Annotated in this window: 22 protein-coding genes; 17 read left to right on the forward strand and 5 right to left on the reverse strand. The window is 63.4% G+C overall.

Features of this window, described 5'->3' with window-relative positions; all coding sequences use genetic code 11:
- Positions 1 to 770: 770 nt before the first annotated feature.
- Positions 771 to 1,238 (reverse strand): carboxymuconolactone decarboxylase family protein, encoded by a 468-nt coding sequence (locus DH10_RS25140; RefSeq protein ID WP_192256396.1) that lies wholly within the window; start codon positions 1,236 to 1,238, stop codon positions 771 to 773.
- Between the two features lie 136 nt (positions 1,239 to 1,374).
- On the opposite strand from DH10_RS25140, the gene DH10_RS25145 reads away from it, so the two are divergent.
- From DH10_RS25145 to DH10_RS25160, 4 genes are all read left to right on the forward strand, one after another.
- Complete coding sequence (locus DH10_RS25145; RefSeq protein ID WP_246506568.1) at positions 1,375 to 2,022, forward strand: TetR/AcrR family transcriptional regulator; 648 nt, start codon at positions 1,375 to 1,377, stop codon at positions 2,020 to 2,022.
- A 12-nt stretch (positions 2,023 to 2,034) separates the two neighbouring features.
- Positions 2,035 to 2,661 carry a hypothetical protein gene (locus tag DH10_RS25150; RefSeq protein WP_192256392.1) on the forward strand — a complete coding sequence of 209 codons (627 nt, stop codon included), beginning with the start codon at positions 2,035 to 2,037 and terminating at the stop codon, positions 2,659 to 2,661.
- A gap of 7 nt (positions 2,662 to 2,668) precedes the next feature.
- Complete coding sequence (locus tag DH10_RS25155) at positions 2,669 to 3,517, forward strand: 23S rRNA (adenine(2030)-N(6))-methyltransferase RlmJ (protein ID WP_192256390.1); 849 nt, start codon at positions 2,669 to 2,671, stop codon at positions 3,515 to 3,517.
- 92 nt (positions 3,518 to 3,609) lie between these two features.
- On the forward strand, positions 3,610 to 4,032 hold the full coding sequence (locus DH10_RS25160) for a hypothetical protein (RefSeq protein ID WP_192256388.1): 423 nt from the start codon (positions 3,610 to 3,612) through the stop codon (positions 4,030 to 4,032).
- Positions 4,033 to 4,150: 118 nt separating this feature from the next.
- On the opposite strand, the gene DH10_RS38310 is transcribed toward DH10_RS25160, so the two are convergent.
- Both DH10_RS38310 and DH10_RS25170 read right to left on the reverse strand, forming a co-directional pair.
- The gene (locus DH10_RS38310; RefSeq protein ID WP_376774924.1) at positions 4,151 to 4,363 is read right to left on the reverse strand and encodes a P63C domain-containing protein; all 213 of its coding nucleotides are present in this window, start codon (positions 4,361 to 4,363) and stop codon (positions 4,151 to 4,153) included.
- Complete coding sequence (locus DH10_RS25170) at positions 4,311 to 5,120, reverse strand: helix-turn-helix domain-containing protein (protein ID WP_192256386.1); 810 nt, start codon at positions 5,118 to 5,120, stop codon at positions 4,311 to 4,313. Before DH10_RS25170 ends, DH10_RS38310 begins: the two co-directional genes overlap by 53 nt.
- 185 nt (positions 5,121 to 5,305) lie before the next feature.
- On the opposite strand from DH10_RS25170, the gene DH10_RS25175 reads away from it, so the two are divergent.
- The 4 genes from DH10_RS25175 to DH10_RS25190 all read left to right on the forward strand — a co-directional run bounded on the left by DH10_RS25175 (position 5,306) and on the right by DH10_RS25190 (position 8,502).
- The gene (locus DH10_RS25175; RefSeq protein WP_192256384.1) at positions 5,306 to 5,728 is read left to right on the forward strand and encodes a VOC family protein; all 423 of its coding nucleotides are present in this window, start codon (positions 5,306 to 5,308) and stop codon (positions 5,726 to 5,728) included.
- A 20-nt stretch (positions 5,729 to 5,748) separates the two neighbouring features.
- On the forward strand, positions 5,749 to 6,111 hold the full coding sequence (locus DH10_RS25180; RefSeq protein WP_192256382.1) for a DoxX family protein: 363 nt from the start codon (positions 5,749 to 5,751) through the stop codon (positions 6,109 to 6,111).
- 110 nt (positions 6,112 to 6,221) lie between these two features.
- The gene (locus DH10_RS25185) at positions 6,222 to 6,674 is read left to right on the forward strand and encodes a hypothetical protein (protein ID WP_192256380.1); all 453 of its coding nucleotides are present in this window, start codon (positions 6,222 to 6,224) and stop codon (positions 6,672 to 6,674) included.
- A 283-nt stretch (positions 6,675 to 6,957) separates the two neighbouring features.
- Positions 6,958 to 8,502: an FAD-dependent monooxygenase gene (locus DH10_RS25190; protein WP_192256378.1), complete on the forward strand. Its 1,545-nt coding sequence runs from the start codon at positions 6,958 to 6,960 to the stop codon at positions 8,500 to 8,502.
- An 8-nt stretch (positions 8,503 to 8,510) separates the two neighbouring features.
- Here the strand turns inward: DH10_RS25190 and DH10_RS25195 are convergent, their stop codons facing one another.
- A complete protein-coding gene (locus DH10_RS25195; protein WP_192256536.1) occupies positions 8,511 to 9,104 on the reverse strand; it encodes a TetR/AcrR family transcriptional regulator in 594 nt (197 codons plus the stop codon).
- Positions 9,105 to 9,732: 628 nt separating this feature from the next.
- Here DH10_RS25195 and DH10_RS25200 point away from each other — a divergent pair.
- The 4 genes from DH10_RS25200 to DH10_RS25215 all read left to right on the forward strand — a co-directional run bounded on the left by DH10_RS25200 (position 9,733) and on the right by DH10_RS25215 (position 11,943).
- On the forward strand, positions 9,733 to 10,098 hold the full coding sequence (locus tag DH10_RS25200; RefSeq protein ID WP_192256376.1) for a hypothetical protein: 366 nt from the start codon (positions 9,733 to 9,735) through the stop codon (positions 10,096 to 10,098).
- Positions 10,099 to 10,368: 270 nt separating this feature from the next.
- Entirely contained in the window at positions 10,369 to 10,962 is a 594-nt protein-coding gene (locus tag DH10_RS25205) for a glutathione S-transferase (protein WP_192256374.1), read from the forward strand.
- 117 nt (positions 10,963 to 11,079) lie between these two features.
- Entirely contained in the window at positions 11,080 to 11,451 is a 372-nt protein-coding gene (locus DH10_RS25210) for a TfoX/Sxy family protein (RefSeq protein ID WP_192256372.1), read from the forward strand.
- Positions 11,452 to 11,520: 69 nt separating this feature from the next.
- Positions 11,521 to 11,943, forward strand: a complete 423-nt coding sequence (locus DH10_RS25215) for a GFA family protein (protein ID WP_192256370.1) — start codon at positions 11,521 to 11,523, stop codon at positions 11,941 to 11,943.
- Between the two features lie 93 nt (positions 11,944 to 12,036).
- On the opposite strand, the gene DH10_RS25220 is transcribed toward DH10_RS25215, so the two are convergent.
- On the reverse strand, positions 12,037 to 12,693 hold the full coding sequence (locus DH10_RS25220; protein WP_192385483.1) for an outer membrane protein: 657 nt from the start codon (positions 12,691 to 12,693) through the stop codon (positions 12,037 to 12,039).
- Between the two features lie 414 nt (positions 12,694 to 13,107).
- Here DH10_RS25220 and DH10_RS25225 point away from each other — a divergent pair, with 414 nt between their 5' ends.
- The 5 genes from DH10_RS25225 to DH10_RS25245 all read left to right on the forward strand — a co-directional run bounded on the left by DH10_RS25225 (position 13,108) and on the right by DH10_RS25245 (position 17,405).
- The gene (locus tag DH10_RS25225) at positions 13,108 to 13,872 is read left to right on the forward strand and encodes an SDR family oxidoreductase (protein ID WP_192256365.1); all 765 of its coding nucleotides are present in this window, start codon (positions 13,108 to 13,110) and stop codon (positions 13,870 to 13,872) included.
- Positions 13,869 to 15,965, forward strand: a complete 2,097-nt coding sequence (gene uvrC, locus DH10_RS25230; protein ID WP_192385484.1) for an excinuclease ABC subunit UvrC — start codon at positions 13,869 to 13,871, stop codon at positions 15,963 to 15,965. The genes DH10_RS25225 and uvrC overlap by 4 nt, the downstream gene beginning before the upstream one ends.
- A 102-nt stretch (positions 15,966 to 16,067) precedes the next feature.
- The gene (pgsA, locus tag DH10_RS25235) at positions 16,068 to 16,664 is read left to right on the forward strand and encodes a CDP-diacylglycerol--glycerol-3-phosphate 3-phosphatidyltransferase (RefSeq protein WP_126095484.1); all 597 of its coding nucleotides are present in this window, start codon (positions 16,068 to 16,070) and stop codon (positions 16,662 to 16,664) included.
- A gap of 1 nt (position 16,665) precedes the next feature.
- Positions 16,666 to 16,923: a molybdopterin converting factor subunit 1 gene (moaD, locus tag DH10_RS25240; protein ID WP_192256361.1), complete on the forward strand. Its 258-nt coding sequence runs from the start codon at positions 16,666 to 16,668 to the stop codon at positions 16,921 to 16,923.
- Between the two features lie 2 nt (positions 16,924 to 16,925).
- Positions 16,926 to 17,405, forward strand: a complete 480-nt coding sequence (locus DH10_RS25245; protein WP_192385485.1) for a molybdenum cofactor biosynthesis protein MoaE — start codon at positions 16,926 to 16,928, stop codon at positions 17,403 to 17,405.
- Positions 17,406 to 17,410 lie beyond the last annotated feature (5 nt).

The following is a 17,410-nucleotide window of genomic DNA, read 5'->3' on the forward strand; positions in this document are numbered from 1 at the left end:
CTCATCAGGGGAGGGCAGCCAGCGCTGGAAGATGAAAAGCGCGGCCGATCTCATGTTATAAAAGAGAAACGCGCTAACAAGAGATCTCGCCGGGGGCGCCAAGCTTCGCCGTTTTGTTTCGATGGGCAGCCGAACACTAGATGTTCTGGAATGAAAGCGGTCCGGAGCCTCTCAGGAAGCAATGCGATTGCTGTCCGAAGCCGCTCGGGCTGCAGATATGCGCGGCGTTTCCAAAATAGGGGTTGGCACTCACGCTGGTGACCGCGACGGGCGAGGTTCTTGTCTGGACAACCCGATTTGGCTTCAAGTTGATCAAGGCAGCGCTGCCGCTCTGAGAGGCGCTGAATGCCGAAGGTTGTCCAAAGTTGAAGTATTGACAACCGGAAATTGCTAGAGCCGTGCCAAGGACAAAAAATGTATAGAGAAATTTTCCGGATCTGAGAAATTTGTTGTTGGAGGAAGGCCTGGTTTGCTTTTCGTGAGCCATGAGCATCAGAAATCCTCTTGGGCGTGTGAGACGCCCTATTTCGAATCACTAGCCGGAATCCCGCTCCGCAAACACTATGGCAAACTTGGTTAATTTTAGCGATAGCTGATCGATCGGTTGGAAATTTTGCTGCCTGGCAAGGCGCGCCGGAGGGGGCAGGGGACCGTTACACTCGTTGGTTGCCGGTCGGGGGCGCGGGCGCTCGCAGTGCCCACGAGACGCTCATGGCCCGCAAAACCCGCGGGCCATGCCGTTGGTTTCGGCGCTTTTTTCCGCCTCGATCCTATTCTCCGCCCATCTCTTTCTTGAACTGGGCGAAGTCGACCTGCATGCCGTTGAAGATGGTGCTCCAGTGGCGGGTCAAGGCGGCCAGGGCGACAGCCTCCTGGATCTCTTCGTCGGTAGCGCCGGCGCGCTTGGCGTTCTCGGTATCCGACCAGATGCAGTAATTGCAGGGGATCTGCGCCGCGACCGCCAGCGAGATCAGCGACTTCACCTTCGGCGGCAGCGCCGTCTTGTCGCTGAGCTCGATGGCCTTGACCTCGGCCCACGCGCCGGGCAGACCGGCTTTCGGGAACTGTTTGATGAAGCCAGGCACGCCGCCCATGGTCGACTGGATGTCCTTGATGGCGGCGTCATAGTCGTCGGCGCTGGCCGGCGTGGTCAAGGTCGCGGTGAGCGCGATGACGGCGAGCAGCGAGGCGAAACGAAGGCACGAATGGGCGGTTGAGACGATGCGAATGACTGACACGGTGCTCTCCTCTGGTTTTTGTCAGCCTTACGATGTAAGGTAATGCGAAAGATGAGCCTTACAGTGTAAGTTGTCAAGCGACGCCATGGACTCACCGAGCAAAAAAAACCGAGCCCGCGGAAAACTGTCCCGCGAGATGATCGAGGATGCCGCCTTCGAGGTAATCGAACGGGAAGGGCTCTCCGGCTTTTCGATGCGCAAGCTCGCCGCCAGGCTCGGCTGCGAGGCGATGAGCATCTACCATCACTTTCCCTCGCAGGCGCATCTTTACGAGGCGTTGGTCGACCGCCAGATGAGCGGGCTTGTGGTTCCCGATGACAGCCTGCCCTGGCGTGAGCGGGCCCGCATCGGCATGCAGGAATTCCGCCGTGTCGCGACCGAGCATCCGGCCTTTGCGCCGTTCATCGTCGTCTACCGCATGAACTCGCCGCCCTGCCTCGCCAAGCTGAACGCCATCATCGGCCTGTTCGAGGACGGCGGCTTCGGGCCTGAGCTCAGCGCCCGTCTGTTCCGCGCCGCCGGCTACTATCTGATGGGCGCGATCCTCGATGAGACCGCTGGCTACGCCAAGGGGCCCTCGGCGGTCACCACGGTCAGCCACGAGGATCTGGCACGCGATTATCCCAGCGTCGTGGCCGCCGGCGCCTATTTTGGCGCCGCCGGCTTCGACAAGACATTCGAGCTTGGCCTGGAGATGTTTCTGGACGAGATGGAGCGGGTCCGCGAAGCTGCCCGAAGCGAAACCGCGCAAGGTGGCGGCGACCGTGCTCGGACGAAGAAATAACCAGGACTTTCGATGCGCTTCCTCTCGGTTCTTATTCTCATCGCCGGCGCCGCCGTAGGCGTCTTTTACCCCTGGGCGATGAGCAATTTCTCCGGCCACGCGATCGGCACATACCGCGTCTACGAGGGCGGCCGCTTCCGGCCGGCCACGGTTCAGCTCGCGGCAAGCGATGCGCCTGTCCGCGTGCTGGTCGACCTCACCGCGCGAGCCGAAGGCGTCGCTTCGCAGGCGCAGCGCACGGTGCTGACGCTGACCGCTGCGAGCGGCGGCCGCACGGCGCTCGCCTCGACGCTCTCCTTCAACCACACCGACAATCCACGTCAGGTGAGCCCGCAACTGCCCGACAAGATCTTTCGCGACGAGGCCGGCGTGATCGAGGAGGTCATGCCCGGTCCTTACGTCTTCACCGTCGGCCCGGGCGATGCCGACGGCATCGACATGCGCGCCGTCGATCTGGTGTTGCGCGCCGGCACCGGTTCGATCGACGAGAGAGCGCGGCCGGCCGGTTACGCGCTGATGGGCGTCGGGTTGGTCGGATTGATGCTTTCGCTGGTCTTCGGTCGCGGCGGAAGCCGTCCGCAGAACCCGAACTCGCAGCCGCCACCGCCGCGCTGGGGTCGCGGCGGTTCGCCAAAATGAGGCCGGCATGAATTATCGCCACGCCTATCACGCCGGCAATTTCGCCGATGTCGTCAAGCACGCCGTGCTCGGCCGGCTGGTCGAGTATCTCAAGCAGAAGGACAAAGCCTTTCGGGTCATCGACACCCATGCCGGCATCGGCCGCTACGATCTCGCCTCGGTCGAGGCCGGCAAGACGGGTGAATGGCAGGGCGGCATCGGCCGGCTGCTCGGGGCCACGCTGGAGCCTCAGGCGGCAGCGCTCCTTCGGCCTTATCTGGAAGCGGTGCGCGCGGAAAATCCCGATGGCGGCATCCGCCGCTATCCCGGCTCGCCGCTGATCGTGCGCCACCTCTTGCGTAAGCAGGACCGGCTGACGGCGATCGAATTGCATTCCGAGGACGCGGCGCGGCTCAAAGCCGTTTTTGCCGGCGACTTCCAGACGAGGGTGATCGAGCTCGATGGCTGGCTGGCGCTCGGCGCGCATCTGCCGCCGAAGGAGAAGCGCGGTCTGGTCCTCGTCGATCCGCCCTTCGAGGAGGGGGGTGAGTTCCCGCGCCTGGTCGAGAACCTGCGCCGCGCGCACCGGCGCTGGCCGGGCGGCATCTACGCGCTCTGGTACCCGATCAAGGACCGCAAGGCGGTCGCCGCTTTCCGCGCGGCGCTGAAAGCGACGGGCATCCCGAAACTGCTCGACATCGGCTTCGACATCCGGCCGGCCTCGAGCGAGCCCAGTCTCGACGGCAGCGGCCTTGTGGTGGTCAACCCGCCCTTCACGCTCGAGAGCGAATTGCGGGCGATGCTGCCGGCTCTGCACAGGGTGCTCGTTGTGGAGCAGCCGTCGCGTTGGACGCTTGATTGGCTGGCCAGCGAGTAGCGCTTAGCCCTCGTGGTGAAAATCAGACACGTGAGTCCAGCCGAGGTGTAAGATGGCCGTCGCGTGGCTCTGGGTGAGTTGAGGAGGCAACCATGCTACCTCGGACGATTTTTCTCGGCAGACTAATTGGCCTGTTCTTTATTCTCAGCGCGCTGTTCATGCTCATGCACAAGCAGTCGTTTGTCGCGACCGTGCCCAGGCTCATTCAGGACCCACCGCTGGTCCTGTTTATCGGCATGATTGCCACGGTTGCGGGTCTCGGCATGGTGCTCGGGCACAACGTCTGGGCGGGCGGAATCCTGCCTGTCGTCGTCACCCTCATCGGATGGACAATCCTGATCCGGGGCTTGCTCCTGCTCTTCCTTTCACCGGAAGCGCTGGCGACGTATTTCGAGATGTTTCGTTTCGAAAGACTTTTCTATGTCTATGCCGCGATTACGTTGGTCCTTGGACTGTACCTGACCTATGCCTCGTTCAAAGCCTTACCGCCGCCAAACGCGAGAACCAAGGGTTAGACTCGATCCGCTAGTGTCCATCATAGACATTAAAAATCATTGCTTGTTTCCCGTAGTGATGAACGACTTTCTTACGAAACTCTCCCATAGTTCTGCATGATCTTGAGAGCCAAACTATCTAATAGCATCTTGAGGCTAGCTGTCTCACGTCGAGATTTTCCGTTAGATGCCACCTAACATTTGCTGGAGGACGGTTCTCCCGAAGATATCTCGCAACATCAGGGGCTAGCGTATCGTAAATTAATTCAATAACCAGTTTGCCCCAATACTGTGGACGGCTATTCAAAGCGCCCTGCCAGTTCGTAAGCGCGAAGCGACGTCGGCGCGGCACTGCCCGCCAACGCCGAGGGCGTCATGCCGGTCAGCCGCCGGCTCTCGCGGATCAGATGTGCCTGGTCGGCATAGCCGGCTTCGATCGCAAGCACGGCGGTCGAGGTATCTCCGGCTTTCTCGCACAGGCGCCGGAAGCGATGGAAGCGCAGGATGCGGTCGAGCGTTTTCGGGCCGTAGCCGAAGGCGTCTTCGAAGCGGCGCCTCAGCGTCCGCTCGCTCATACGCAAGTGGCGCTGCAGGAAAGGAACCAAGGGCGTTTCCGGCGGCAAACCCTGGTCGATGACTACGAAGGCTCTGCCCATCAGCGGGTCGAGCGCATCGCGCCCTTCCGTGTGCATGCCGACCGTCTCTTCCAATTGCCGCACCATGGCGGTGAGGTCCGGCGCGGACTTGATACGATCCGACAGCTCCCGGGAGCGCGTACCCCAGATATCGCCGAGATCGAGCCGCCCGCCGACGATCTCGCAGGCCGGCACGTCGAGCCAGCCGGCGGCAGCCCCCGGCCGGAATCGGAAGCCGACGATCACCGCCCCGGCCGGCGGTCGCTCGATCTGCGGCTCCTTGTCCGGCCCGGCGATGCGGAACCGGCCGTCGATCCATTGCAGGTCGATGGTCGCGTCCGGCGTGATGACGATCGGCGGGACGTCCTCATCCTGCATGCGGTGGACCCAGACCGCAGAGAAGGCTCTCGAAAGGCCACCAGGTGCGGGCCGTTCCTGAAAGAAGCCAGTGGTCTGGGCCAGGACCGCTTCCATCTTATCTCCGATCTGCTCCGGCATTCCCCGGTGGATCGACGCGTCGGCCATTTTGGCCGAAATCTTCAATGCCGGCCGCTTCATCCGTGGCAAAACCGAATGCAGCTTTATGGCGCTTCAGGCGCTTCCATCAGACCGCATTCGTACCCCGGATGTGGTCACGAATATAGAAAGGAGTGAGAGAAATGAAAGCTCGCATCACCGTCTGCACCCTTGGCGTCGACGATCTCGAAGCGTCGCTCAAATTTTACCGCGACGGCCTGGGCCTACCGACCGAAGGCATCATCGGTCGCGAGTTCGAGCATGGCGCCGTCGCCTTCTTCGAGCTCGCCGGCGGCCTGAAATTCGCGATCTTCGAGCGCTCGAGCATCGCCCACGACGCCACGGTACCGCAGAGCGGCCGCAGCCCGACCGAGTTCACCATCGGCCACAATGTGGCGAGCGAGGCCGAGGTCGACGCGGTGATGGCCGAGGCCGTCAAGGCCGGCGCGCACGTGGCCAAGCCGGCGCAAAAAACCTTCTGGGGCGGCTATGCCGGCTACTTCCAGGATCCCGACGATCATCTTTGGGAGGTCGTCTATAACCCCGCATTCATTCCCAAAGACTGAGCTGCCTGCGGGAGGCCGACATGCCCATTGATACCGTTCAGGCGATAGGCGCGTTTCTCATCGGTGGGGTGTTCGTTTTCGCCGGCATCGAGCACTTCCTGAAATTCAAGGCGATGCGCGACTATCTGGCGAGCCGGGAATTCCCGGCTCCCGCTCTCATGCTGGCCGCCGGCTCGGCGCTCGAGATCGTCGCCGGCCTGATGCTGGCGCTCGGCTTTGCCGTGCCTTTCGCCGCCGGCGCGCTGGTTCTGTTCACGCTGGCGACGAACATCATGCTGCTGCGCTTCTGGGCCTGCGAGGAGCCGGAGCGGCAGGTGCTGCGCAATGCCTTCCTGATCAATGTCGCAGTCGTCGGCGGTCTGCTGGTGGCGGGAACGGTCTGACAACCGGGCGGCATGCGGAACGATCATTTGGGAAACCATTGTCTTCACAACCGCTTGACCGCCGTCAAGCGAATCCGCACAGTGCGCGCAACCGACCTTGAGAGGCTGCCATGACTCGCTTCGCCCACTCCGCCCTTGCCGCACTGGTTTCGCTTCTGACGCCCGTTGGCACTTCGCTTGGCTTCACCCAGGCTGCGCACGCCGCCGATTTGGCCGTCTACACCGAGGATGATGGCAGCGTCTGCGGCGAAAGCTGGGTGCTGAGCAAGATCACCGACCGCTTCAATTATCAGGTTCATAACGTGCCGCACCTGCCGGATGTGGCGATCACCGATTTCCATAACATCCGCCAGCACCGCTACCAGCCGTCGAGCGACGAATGGCCGATCGGCCGCCACTATTGCCGCGCCACCGTCAGCCTGTCGGACGGCCGCGACCGCTCGATCTTCTACCTGATCGAGGAGGGCCAGGGCTTTGCCTCGATCGGCGACAATGTCGAGTTCTGCGTCTCGGGCTTCGACCGCTGGATGGTCTATAACGGCCGCTGCCGCGTGCTTCGGTAAAAGCCGGCCCCGCTTTCCCGACTGAGATAAACGGCCTTTGGCTGCCGTCGCAGCCCTGTGCGTTGCAAATCAACAGCCGCAACGCTATGTAGCCTCGTGTCGGAAAAGGCAGACTTGGTTTGGTAAGCCCAAGTCCTTTCGGTAAGGAAAGCTCTGGTCTCTGGCCTCGTGCATGAGATCCCTACGACGAACATCGGACGCCACTCCGGCGTCCAATTGTTCGTCCGTGTGGTTCTCAAACGTGAGGAACGCTCCGGTCGAACATCGACAAAGGGAGCAGTTCATGCACAACCCCTCTCTCTACGATGTCGTGATTGCCGGCGCCGGCCCCGTCGGCCTGTTTCTCGCCTGTGAGCTGCGCCTCGCCAATCTCTCGGTTTTGGTGCTGGAACAGGCGGAGGACCCGCGCTCGCCCCTCAAGCGGCTTCCGTTCGGGATGCGCGGCCTCTCGGCGCCCACCATCGAAGCCTTCTACCGTCGAGGATTGCTGAACGATGTCGCGGCGCCGCAGCTTGTGAAAGATGGGCCGGGTGGCAGCCACGCTTCTGCCGCGCACTGGATGCAACTGTCGCGCCGGCCGGCCGGCCATTTCGCCGGCATCCAGTTCTACCACGACAACATCGACACCTCGAAGTGGCGGTATCGCCTGCCAAGTCCGGCCGCCACCAGCATCGCGGTCGAGATGGAGTCTCTCGAAGCCGTCTTGGCCGCTCGCGCAAATGCCATGGGGGTCGAGATCAGGCGCGGCCTCGGTGTCGAGGCGTTCGATCAGTCCGATAACGATGTGGCCATTCGCGCCGGCGGCGAAACGTTCCGCGGACGCTGGCTCGTCGGTTGCGATGGCGGCCGCAGCACGGTGCGCAAGGCTGGCGGGTTCGACTTCGTCGGCACCGAGCCGGAGTTCACCGGCTATTCCGTCGAAGTCGAGATGGCTGATCCGGATAAGCTCCTCCTTGGCCGCCACTACACCCAGACAGGCATGTATACCTTTGCGCGGCCAGGGACGATTGCGATGGTCGAGTTCGATGGCGGCGCTTTCCACCGAAGCTTGCCGCTCACGCTGGAGCACGTGCAGGCGGTGCTGCGCCGCGTTTCCGGCACAGACGTCACCATGACCGATCTTAGGCTCGGCACCACCTGGACGGATCGTGCTTACCGGGCGACGACATATCGCAACGGGCGGGTGTTGCTTGCGGGCGATGCGGCGCACATCCATTCGCCTTTGGGCGGTCAGGGCCTCAACCTCGGACTGGGCGACGCGATGAACCTTGGATGGAAGCTCGCCGCCGCCGTCCATGGCGATGCACCGACCGATCTGCTCGACACCTATTCGAGGGAACGGCATTCGGTGGGTGCGCAGGTCCTTGACTGGTCGCGCGCCCAGGTCGCGCTCATGCGGCCGACCCAAAGCACGCGCGCTCTCGAAGCCATCATCCGTGATCTCATCGACACTCGCGATGGCGCAACCTACTTCGCCGAGCGCGTGTGGGGCGTCTCTCTGCGCTATGATCTCGGCGGCAACCACCCAATCGTGGGCCGCAGCGTTCCCGATTTCGAGCTGGCCGACGGAACGAAGATTGGCGACCTGCTTAGGACCGGAAAAGGTCTGTTCCTGGACTTTGACCCCCGCGCGCCGCTTCGCGCGCTTGCAAGCCGTTGGCGCAGGCGGATCGCTTATGTCGCGAGCGGGGCCAAGGATCGGCTGGGCTTGAGCGCCGTACTGGTGCGCCCCGACGGTTTCGTTGCCTGGGCCAGCGAGGGCGCCGCTGACGGGGAGGGAGCCTTGAGGGCCGCGTCACGTTGGTTCGGCGAACCTGACGTGACTTGAGTCCGCCGTCATGCCCGCGCGCCCTGGCCGGACAGGTACGCGCAGATCAGCTCGCCGAGCTGCTTCTGCAGCTCCGGCGCATCGAGCATGTTGCGGCGCGCCGCATTGTGGATCACCCCCTCGACGGCTGAGGAGAGCACGCGCGCCACGGTCTCGGTATCCTTCAGGCGCCGGCGATATTGCGCGACGGCCGCTCTATAATGCTCGAGGTAGCGGGCTTGGAACGAGGCATGCGCGGCGCGCGAGCCGCGGTCGCCCGGCGCCTCGTCGAGCAGCACCTGATGCAGCGTCGGGTGGATGCTGTGCGCGGCGATCATGCCGCGCACCAGCTCGCGCGCGAATTGCCTGAGCGGCTTCTCCTCGGCCGCCGCTTCGCGGATGGCCGACAGCACATGGTCGAAGTGGCGGCGGCGGATTGCGTCGACCAAAGCGAGCTTGTCGGGAAAATATTGATAGAGCGAGCCGATGCTCACGCCCGCGGCCTCCGCCACCTTGTTGGTGCTGAAGCCCGCCCAGCCGATCTCGCTCAGAACGCGAGCACCTGCTTCAATTATCGCCTCGACGGTGGCGACCGAGCGCGCCTGGCGCGGCTCCTTGCGCATGCGCGGGGCTGGCTTGGCAATGCGAGTAGACATCCTGGCCGGGTCTCCCGAGAATATAAACAAGATACTCACATTTCGTGCGAGAGCAATTCCAGGAAAAGTGCGCAGCGGTTTTCCGTCGAGAATTGCGACGAGCAAAGAAAGCGCGCCGGGCGGAGCCTTCGCGCCGCCTGCAGCGGGAGCCCGAGCTGCTCGGCGCTTCGAGCGCCAGCTCTTGAATACGAGCGATAAGCTCGCTTTTTAGCGCGCAAGGTTTGCCGTCGTGCTGGCTCGGCTTTGCTTCGCCTTGACCTGTAGATATTTCCTCTGGGCAAGATGTAACGCGCGGTTTGGTATGTGTTGTCTATTATGAGCAATCCGCTCACATTCTACGCTCTACGCGGCGCCAAGATGTCCGGATGATCTGGCGATAGAGAGCATCGGGAATTCTCGGCGACGCAATTTCACTTCGAAAGGCAAAGATTCTCTGTCGATTTTTGCGTCGATACCCTTGTCAGCGGGTCTTGTGTAACCAAAATTCAATAACTGAAAATCATTGTGTTGCTTCGCTGGCTAGATAGCCGCGAGTCAGATATGCATGAGCACGCCGGGTCACTCACGACCTTAGGCAAAACGCAAGGGGCATCGCATGGCAAAGACGACAACCAAGGCGCCGGCGGCGAAAGCGCCGGCAAAGAAAGCGGCACCGAAGGCTGCCGCGAAACCTGCAGCAGTGAAGAAGGCAGCACCGAAGGCAGCAGCCAAGCCCGCCGCCAAGGCAGCGGCGAAGCCCGCCGCCAAGAAGCCGGCAGCGAAGGCGGCAGCCAAGCCCGCCGCCAAGGCAGCGCCGAAACCCGCCGCCAAGGCAGCAGCGAAACCGGCCGCCGCCAAGAAGCCGGCAGCGAAGGCAGCGGCCAAGCCCGCCGCCAAGGCGCCGATGAAAGCAGCAGCCGCCAAGTCGACGGCAGCGGTGAAGAAGGCAGCGCCTGCAAAGAAGGCGCCGGCCAAGAAGTAATCGCGTCGCTTTGCTGGCGACACGGAAAGGGTGAGGGCGGGCGCCGTCGGCGCCCCTCTCGCCAGTCGGCGTCGCAGCGGGCGGAGTGGATCGGCAAACGCCTTTCCTGAAAGCTCCTGGAAATTTGCCGCCCGGCAAACTTCCGGGAGCTTTTTTATTGTGCGGGCCTGTGACGGCAACTTGTATTGGCTATCTGGATTGGCGGTGCTGGCCGTTGCTCTGGCAAGAGCATTCGGTCAACAGTGCGCGCAAACAACTGGGAAACCGATCATGCCGAAGCTGCTCTACGCCTCCACCTCTCCCTACAGTTCGAAGGTTCGCATGGCCGCCGCCTATGCCGGCATCGCCATCGACCTCGTGCCGGTCAAGACGGAGGACAAGCCGGCGGAGCTGATATCGGCCAATCCGCTCGGCAAGATCCCGGTGCTGGTGCTGGAGGACGGCCGCACGGTCCACGACAGCCGGGCGATCACCCAGCATCTCAACCGGCTGTCGAAGAACGCGCTGTTCCCGCGTAATCCCGACAAGCGGCTCGAGGCCGAGGTGCTGGAGGCGCTGGCCGACGGCATCTGCGACTGCGCGTTGTCGATGGTCTATGAGCGGCGCATGCGCCCGGACACCATGGTCTATCAGCCCTGGCTCGACCGGCAGTGGGCGAAGATCACCGCCACGCTCGATCTCCTCAACGCCAACCCGCCGAAGCTGCCCAAGAAGATCACCGCCGGCCAGATGGCGCTGCGCGCCTGCCTCGGCTACCTGGCGCTGCGCTTCGGCGGCCAGTGGGAGAAGGGCCGCGGCCGGCTGGTCCGCTGGGCCGCGCGCTTCGACGAGAAGTTCCCCGAGCTGAAATGTGTGCCGGGATGAGGTCTTGCTGATCTCCCCCACAAGGGAGATCAGCAGCCTCTGCTCCACTCCCACCTTGAATCTCCTCCCGCTTCCGTGCTTGCCTGACGCCACGCAAATCGCACACGGGCGGTGAGCATGCCGAAATCAGCCAGTACAACAGACCCCATGGTCGAGCGCCTGCGTGCCGCTCTTGGCAAGCGCGCCTTCACCGAGCAGAAGATGTTCGGCGGCACCTGCTTCATGCTCAACGGCAACATGCTGATCGGCACTTCGAAGCGCGGGCTGCTGGTCCGCGTCGGCAAGGCAGCGCATACGGAAGCTGCAGCTCGCCCTCATGCGCGACCGATGGAAATGGGTGGTCGTTCGATGGAAGGATACGTCCATGTCGCGCCGGAAGGTACGGTGACGGAGGCCGATCTCGTCGGCTGGCTCGATCTCGCGCGAGCTTTCGTCGAGACGCTGCCGCCGAGATCGAAGCCGGCCAAGGTCGCAAAGAAGCGCGCGTGAGGAGATCGCGCGGCCTATCCTGTGCCGCATCGGCCGATGTCGGACCGGTTCGGCAAATGGGAGGGAGCCATGGCATTTCTGGCAGGGCATTGCATGTGCGGGGTGGTCACCTGGACATATTCCGGGGAAGTCACGCGCAATCTGGTCTGCAACTGCGCCGACTGCCAGCGCGCCACGTCCGCTCCGTTGACGGCCTTCCTGGGCATGAGGCCGGAGCAACTGAGCTGGACCGGCGACATCACACACTATGAGAGCAGTCCCAACACCTTTCGCGGGTTCTGCCCGTCCTGCGGCACGAGGCTCTATTTCCGTTCCGATAAATGGCCCCACGAGATCCACGTTCACGCCGCCACCATGACCAACCCTGATGACTACCAGCCCGATGCGCAGGTCCTCATGCACTCACGCGTCAAATGGCTGGACCGGCTGCCGTCGATTCCTGCCCATGAGGGCTTCCAGCAACAGCCGACGGTTGATCCACACAGCGGGTGACCGGACGAGTTGGTGACAGCTTCCGTCCCGGAAAGCAGCCACAAAAAAAGCCGGGCGCGAGGCCCGGCTTTTCCGTGTCGTGGCTTGGACGACTTAGAACTTCATACCGACGCCGAAGGTGACGCGGTTGTCCTTGGACTTGACGTTGCCAAGAGCGCCAAAATCGTTGTCGCCGTAGTCGGTGTAGCGGTACTCGACGCGGCCGAACACGTTGTCCGTGATCTTGATGTCGGTGCCGACACCGGCCGTCCAGCCCAACATCGCCTTGCTTTCGTCGGTGGCGGTAACGCTATCCGTGATCTTCTGGTTCTTGGCGGCGAGACCGCCGGTGCCATAGAGCAGGATTTCCGGGGTCACGGCATAGCCGAGACGAGCGCGCAGCGAGCCTTCGAGGCCGCCCTTGGCGTTGATGCCTGCGCTGTCGCCCTTGACGCCGTTATAGCCGAGATCGGCTTCAGCGCCGTAGACGAAGTTCTCCTGCTGCCACTGATAGCCGCCGAAGACGCCGCCGATGAAGCCCTTGGTCTTCACGTTGACGCCGGCGTCGCGGGCATCGGCATGGCCGCTGAAGCCGTAGCCGAGGCTGATACCGGCATAGGGGCCGGCCCAGGAAGCGACGGGGAGTTCGGCAACCGGGGCGGGAGCCGGGGGCTCTTCCGAAACGACGTCTGCGGCATAGGCGGTACCGCCGAGGGCGAAGAGCCCGAGCGCAACCGCCAGCGGCCGCGCAAACTTGAGATTGGCTTGCATTGTTGTTTACTCCTTAAGCCACAAGACACTAGGCTTTTTATGTTCATGAATGCCCCGGCCCGTCCGGGGGGATAAACGGGCTTGGCGCTCAACGGTTCCAAATGTCGTGGTGAAATACGGCTGAAGCGAACCTGAACTTGGGTCATTCCCTGGCGCGAATGAGGCCGAAAAGTGACGTTGCATCTTCGCAACAGCGAAATGTCAGAAGGCTAATCATGTTGCGCTGCACATCGCTTGGTTCAAGGGGGCCGGCGGCCTATATTGCGCTATGAGAACGTCCCGAATCCGGGCCGGCAAGCGTGCGTACGGGCCGCTTCGCCACATTCCTGCCCCAGGTGGAAATGGCATTTAACGCTTGGCCCGTCATATTGTGCCGGCTTCCCGGAATCGTGAAGCCGATTGAGGATTGACAACATGAGACAGGCCGCTGGCGTGGCGCTGGTGACGGGGGGTGCCAGAAGGATCGGCAAGGCGATCGTCGAGGACCTGGCCGCACATGGTTTTGCCGTCGCCATCCATGCCAACCGCTCAGGAGCCGAGGCCGAAGCCCTGGCCAGCCGCATCAGGGACCAGGGCGGCCGTGCCGCCGTGTTTGTCGCCGACCTCACCGATATGGACGCCGTCGGCGATCTCGTCGGTCGCTCCGAGGCGGCCCTTGGCCCGGTCACGCTGCTCGTCAACAACGCCTCTTTGTTCGTCGACGACCGTATCGAGGATTTCGACTGGCAGGCGTGGGATCGCCACTTCGCCATCCATGTAAAGACACCGGCGCTGCTGGCACAGAACTTCGCCCGCGCCTTGCCGGAAGGCGAGGACGGGCTGATCGTCAACATCATCGACCAGCGCGTCTGGCGGCCGACGCCGCGCTATTTCTCCTATGCGCTGTCGAAATCGGCCCTGTGGACGCAGACGCAAATGCTGGCGCAAGCGCTGGGGCCGCGCATTCGCGTCAACGCCATCGGCCCCGGCCCGACGCTGAAGAACAAGCGCCAGGACGACGATGATTTCGGCAAGCAGGTCGAGGGCCTGATCCTGAAGCGCGGCGCGCAATTGCCGGAATTCGGCGCCACCATCCGCTACCTGTGGGAGGCGCGCTCCGTCACTGGCCAGATGATCGCGCTCGATGGCGGCCAGCATCTTGCGTGGCAGACGCCCGATGTGACAGGCATGGTGGAATGAGTCCCGCCCAAAAACACAGCCGAAACGGCGCCGCCGACGATTTGCCGCCCGATGTCGACCCCGATATCGACGTTGAGGACGAGGCGGCGGAGGAGATCGTCGAGCCGGAAGCCGCTCCCACCGGTCCCGATGTCGCCTTCACGGCGATAGACTGGACGCCGCATGCCGGCGATGCCGACGGCATGGTCGGCGCCGAGGTGATACAGACGCTGGTCAAGCGGCTGCCCAATCAGCCCGGCGTCTACCGCATGATGAATGCCGTCGGCGACGTGCTCTATGTCGGCAAGGCGCGCAGCCTGAAGAAGCGCGTCACCAACTACGCGCAAGGGCGCTTCCACACCGCCCGCATCGGCCGCATGGTGCGCGAGACGGCGACGATGGAGTTCGTCGTCACCCGCACCGAGATCGAGGCGCTGCTGCTCGAGGCGAACCTCATCAAGCGGCTGAGGCCCCGATTCAACGTCTTGATGCGGGACGACAAGTCGTTCCCCTACATCCTGCTCACCGGCGACCATGTCTCGCCCGGCATCTACAAGCATCGCGGTGCGCGCTCGCGCAAGGGCGACTATTTCGGCCCATTTGCGTCGGCCGGCGCGGTCGGGCGCACCATCAATTCGCTGCAGCGCGCCTTCCTGCTTCGAAGCTGCACGGATTCCTTCTACGAGAACCGCACGCGGCCCTGCCTGCTGTACCAGATCAAGCGTTGCGCCGGGCCTTGCACCGGCGAGATCTCGCATCAGGGCTATGCCGAGCTGGTCGCCGAGGCGAAGGACTTTCTCTCCGGCCGCAGCCAGAAGGTGAAGACCGAGATTTCGGCTGCCATGCAGCAGGCCTCCGAAGAGCTCGATTTCGAGCGGGCCGCGATCTATCGCGACCGCCTTGCGGCGCTGTCGCATGTGCAGGCGCATCAGGGCATCAACCCGCAAACCGTTGAGGAGGCGGACGTCTTCGCCATCCACCAGGAAGGTGGCCAGACCTGCATCCAGGTGTTCTTCTTCCGCACCGGCCAGAACTGGGGCAACCGCGCTTATTTCCCAAAGGCCGATCCGGCGCTGGAACCGGCTGAGGTGCTGGGCTCGTTCCTGGCGCAGTTCTATGACGACAAGCTGCCGGCGCGCACGCTGCTTCTCTCCCAGACCGTGCAAGAGCAGGAACTGCTCGCCGAGGCGTTCTCCACCCGCGCCGGGCGCAGGATAGCGATCTCGGTGCCGCAGCGCGGCGAGAAGAAGGATCTGACCGACCACGCGCTGCAGAACGCGCGTGAGGCGCTCGGCCGCAGGCTGGCGGAAACCTCCACGCAGGCGCGGCTGCTGCAAGGTTTTGCCGAGACCTTCGGCCTGGCAAAGCCGCCGGTGCGCATCGAGGTCTACGACAACTCGCACATCATGGGCACAAATGCGGTCGGCGCGATGGTCGTCGCGGGGCCGGAAGGTTTTGTGAAGAACCAGTACCGGAAATTCAACATCCGCTCGACCGAGATCACGCCGGGTGACGATTTCGGCATGATGCGCGAGGTGATGGAGCGGCGCTTCTCGCGGCTGCTCAGGGAGCACGGCGATGCCAAATCTTCAGGCGGGGCGGGCTCGGAAGTCGAGGACGACGCGGCCGAGAATCTCGTCGAGGGAGACGGCAGCTTCCCGGCCTGGCCCGACGTCATTCTGATCGACGGCGGCCAGGGCCAGATGACGGCAGTGCGCAAGATCCTGTCCGATCTCGGCATCGAGGACCGCATCGTCGCCATCGGTATCGCCAAGGGGCCGGACCGCGACGCCGGGCGCGAGCGCTTCTTCGTCAAGGGCAGGGACTCTTTCATGCTGCCGGTGCGCGATCCGGTGCTCTATTTCGTCCAGCGCCTGCGCGACGAGGTGCACCGCTTCGCCATCGGCTCGCATCGCGCCCGCCGCAAGAAGGAGATGGTGAAAAGCCCGCTCGACGAGATTGCCGGCATCGGCCCCGGCCGCAAGCGCGCGCTGCTCCACCATTTCGGCACCGCCAAGGCGGTCAGCCGCGCCGCAGTCGAGGACCTTGTCAAGGTCGACGGCATTTCCGAGCATGTGGCGAAGCTGGTCTACAACCATTTTCATGACAGTTGACCATTCTTGCGCCTATTTTGGGCCGACCAATCGAATCTCGCCTGTTGACCCCCCACATTGGCTTCTGATTTGAGTAGGTGAGGCGAGAGTTCCCGATCAGAAATGGCCCAGCGCGCTTTCAACCTGCCGAATATCCTCACCTACGCCCGCATCGTCGCGGTGCCGCTGGTGGTCCTGTGCTTTTTTCTCGAAGGCCATCTGAAGTCCTCCGACTTCGCCCGCTGGTCGGCGCTGGTCATCTTCCTGCTCGCCTCCATCACCGACTATTTCGACGGTTATTTCGCGCGCGCCTGGCAGCAGACCTCCAACATCGGCAAGATGCTGGACCCGATCGCCGACAAGCTTCTGGTCGCCACCTGTCTGCTCCTGCTCGCCGCCGACACCGACCGCCATGCAGGCATCGCCGGCTGGTCGCTCTGGGCGGCGATCATCATCCTGTGCCGTGAGATCCTGGTTTCGGGCCTGCGCGAATATCTGGCGGCGCTGAAAGTGTCGGTGCCGGTGACGCAACTCGCCAAATGGAAGACGACCATCCAGATGGTCGCCATCGCCTTCCTGCTCGTCGGCCCGGCCGGCGACAAGATCTTCCCGCTGACCACCCAGATCGGCCTGGTGCTGCTGTGGATCGCGGCGCTCGTCACCCTCTACACCGGCTACGACTATTTCCGCGCCGGCCTTAAGCACATCATGGACGAGTGAGATGTCGACGAAACTTATCTATTTCGCCTGGGTGCGCGAGCGGATCGGCAAGCCGGAAGAGCAAGTCGACCTGCCGGCCGGCATCGAGACCGTTGCCGATCTGTTGCGCTGGCTGAAGTCGCGCGGCGAGGAATACGAAAACGCGCTGCAATATCCGGACGTCATCCGTGTCGCCATCAACCAGGAACATGTCGGCCACCGCGAGAAAATCGCGGGCGCGCGCGAGATCGCGCTGTTTCCGCCGATGACCGGGGGCTGAGAATGGCAAGCGCCGTCGTGCCGGCCATCCGCGTCCAGCGCGAGGATTTCGACATTGCCGCCGAGATCGCCGTCCTGACGAAGGGCCGCGCCGACATCGGCGCCGTGGTTACCTTTTCCGGCCTCTGCCGCGACGAAGAGGGCGCGCTCGCGGCGCTCGAGCTCGAGCATTATCCCGGCATGGCCGAGGCCGAGATCGGCCGCATCGCCGCCGAGGCCGTTGAGCGCTGGCCGCTGCAGGGGATCAGCGTCATCCACCGCCACGGGAAAATCGCGCCGGGCGACAACATCGTGCTGGTGGTTGCGGCCTCCGCGCACCGCCAGGCGGCCTTCGAGGCGGCGAATTTCCTGATGGATTACCTGAAGTCGCGCGCGCCGTTCTGGAAGAAGGAGCACCGCGCCGACGGCTCCGAAGGCGGCTGGGTCGGAGCCAAGGACGCCGACGACGAGGCCGCTGACCGCTGGAAGAAATCTGGCGAATAAGTCCG

The organism is Mesorhizobium silamurunense (assembly GCF_014843825.1).
Taxonomy (GTDB): Bacteria; Pseudomonadota; Alphaproteobacteria; order Rhizobiales; family Rhizobiaceae; genus Mesorhizobium; species Mesorhizobium silamurunense.

Excerpts from the sequence above, each read along its gene's own strand:
- DH10_RS25195 (WP_192256536.1), bottom strand. The coding sequence starts at position 9,104 with ATGCGCAAGGAGCCGCGCCAGGCGCGCTCGGTCGCCACCGTCGAGGCG.
- DH10_RS25170 (WP_192256386.1), bottom strand. The coding sequence starts at position 5,120 with ATGGAAGCGGTCCTGGCCCAGACCACTGGCTTCTTTCAGGAACGGCCC.
- DH10_RS25225 (WP_192256365.1), top strand. The coding sequence starts at position 13,108 with ATGAGACAGGCCGCTGGCGTGGCGCTGGTGACGGGGGGTGCCAGAAGG.
- DH10_RS25150 (WP_192256392.1), top strand. The coding sequence starts at position 2,035 with ATGCGCTTCCTCTCGGTTCTTATTCTCATCGCCGGCGCCGCCGTAGGC.
- DH10_RS25175 (WP_192256384.1), top strand. The coding sequence starts at position 5,306 with ATGAAAGCTCGCATCACCGTCTGCACCCTTGGCGTCGACGATCTCGAA.
- pgsA (WP_126095484.1), top strand. The coding sequence starts at position 16,068 with ATGGCCCAGCGCGCTTTCAACCTGCCGAATATCCTCACCTACGCCCGC.
- DH10_RS25185 (WP_192256380.1), top strand. The coding sequence starts at position 6,222 with ATGACTCGCTTCGCCCACTCCGCCCTTGCCGCACTGGTTTCGCTTCTG.
- moaD (WP_192256361.1), top strand. The coding sequence starts at position 16,666 with ATGTCGACGAAACTTATCTATTTCGCCTGGGTGCGCGAGCGGATCGGC.
- DH10_RS25190 (WP_192256378.1), top strand. The coding sequence starts at position 6,958 with ATGCACAACCCCTCTCTCTACGATGTCGTGATTGCCGGCGCCGGCCCC.
- DH10_RS25205 (WP_192256374.1), top strand. The coding sequence starts at position 10,369 with ATGCCGAAGCTGCTCTACGCCTCCACCTCTCCCTACAGTTCGAAGGTT.
- DH10_RS25200 (WP_192256376.1), top strand. The coding sequence starts at position 9,733 with ATGGCAAAGACGACAACCAAGGCGCCGGCGGCGAAAGCGCCGGCAAAG.
- DH10_RS25155 (WP_192256390.1), top strand. The coding sequence starts at position 2,669 with ATGAATTATCGCCACGCCTATCACGCCGGCAATTTCGCCGATGTCGTC.
- DH10_RS25215 (WP_192256370.1), top strand. The coding sequence starts at position 11,521 with ATGGCATTTCTGGCAGGGCATTGCATGTGCGGGGTGGTCACCTGGACA.
- DH10_RS25210 (WP_192256372.1), top strand. The coding sequence starts at position 11,080 with ATGCCGAAATCAGCCAGTACAACAGACCCCATGGTCGAGCGCCTGCGT.
- uvrC (WP_192385484.1), top strand. The coding sequence starts at position 13,869 with ATGAGTCCCGCCCAAAAACACAGCCGAAACGGCGCCGCCGACGATTTG.
- DH10_RS25245 (WP_192385485.1), top strand. The coding sequence starts at position 16,926 with ATGGCAAGCGCCGTCGTGCCGGCCATCCGCGTCCAGCGCGAGGATTTC.
- DH10_RS25160 (WP_192256388.1), top strand. The coding sequence starts at position 3,610 with ATGCTACCTCGGACGATTTTTCTCGGCAGACTAATTGGCCTGTTCTTT.
- DH10_RS25145 (WP_246506568.1), top strand. The coding sequence starts at position 1,375 with ATGATCGAGGATGCCGCCTTCGAGGTAATCGAACGGGAAGGGCTCTCC.
- DH10_RS25220 (WP_192385483.1), bottom strand. The coding sequence starts at position 12,693 with ATGCAAGCCAATCTCAAGTTTGCGCGGCCGCTGGCGGTTGCGCTCGGG.
- DH10_RS25180 (WP_192256382.1), top strand. The coding sequence starts at position 5,749 with ATGCCCATTGATACCGTTCAGGCGATAGGCGCGTTTCTCATCGGTGGG.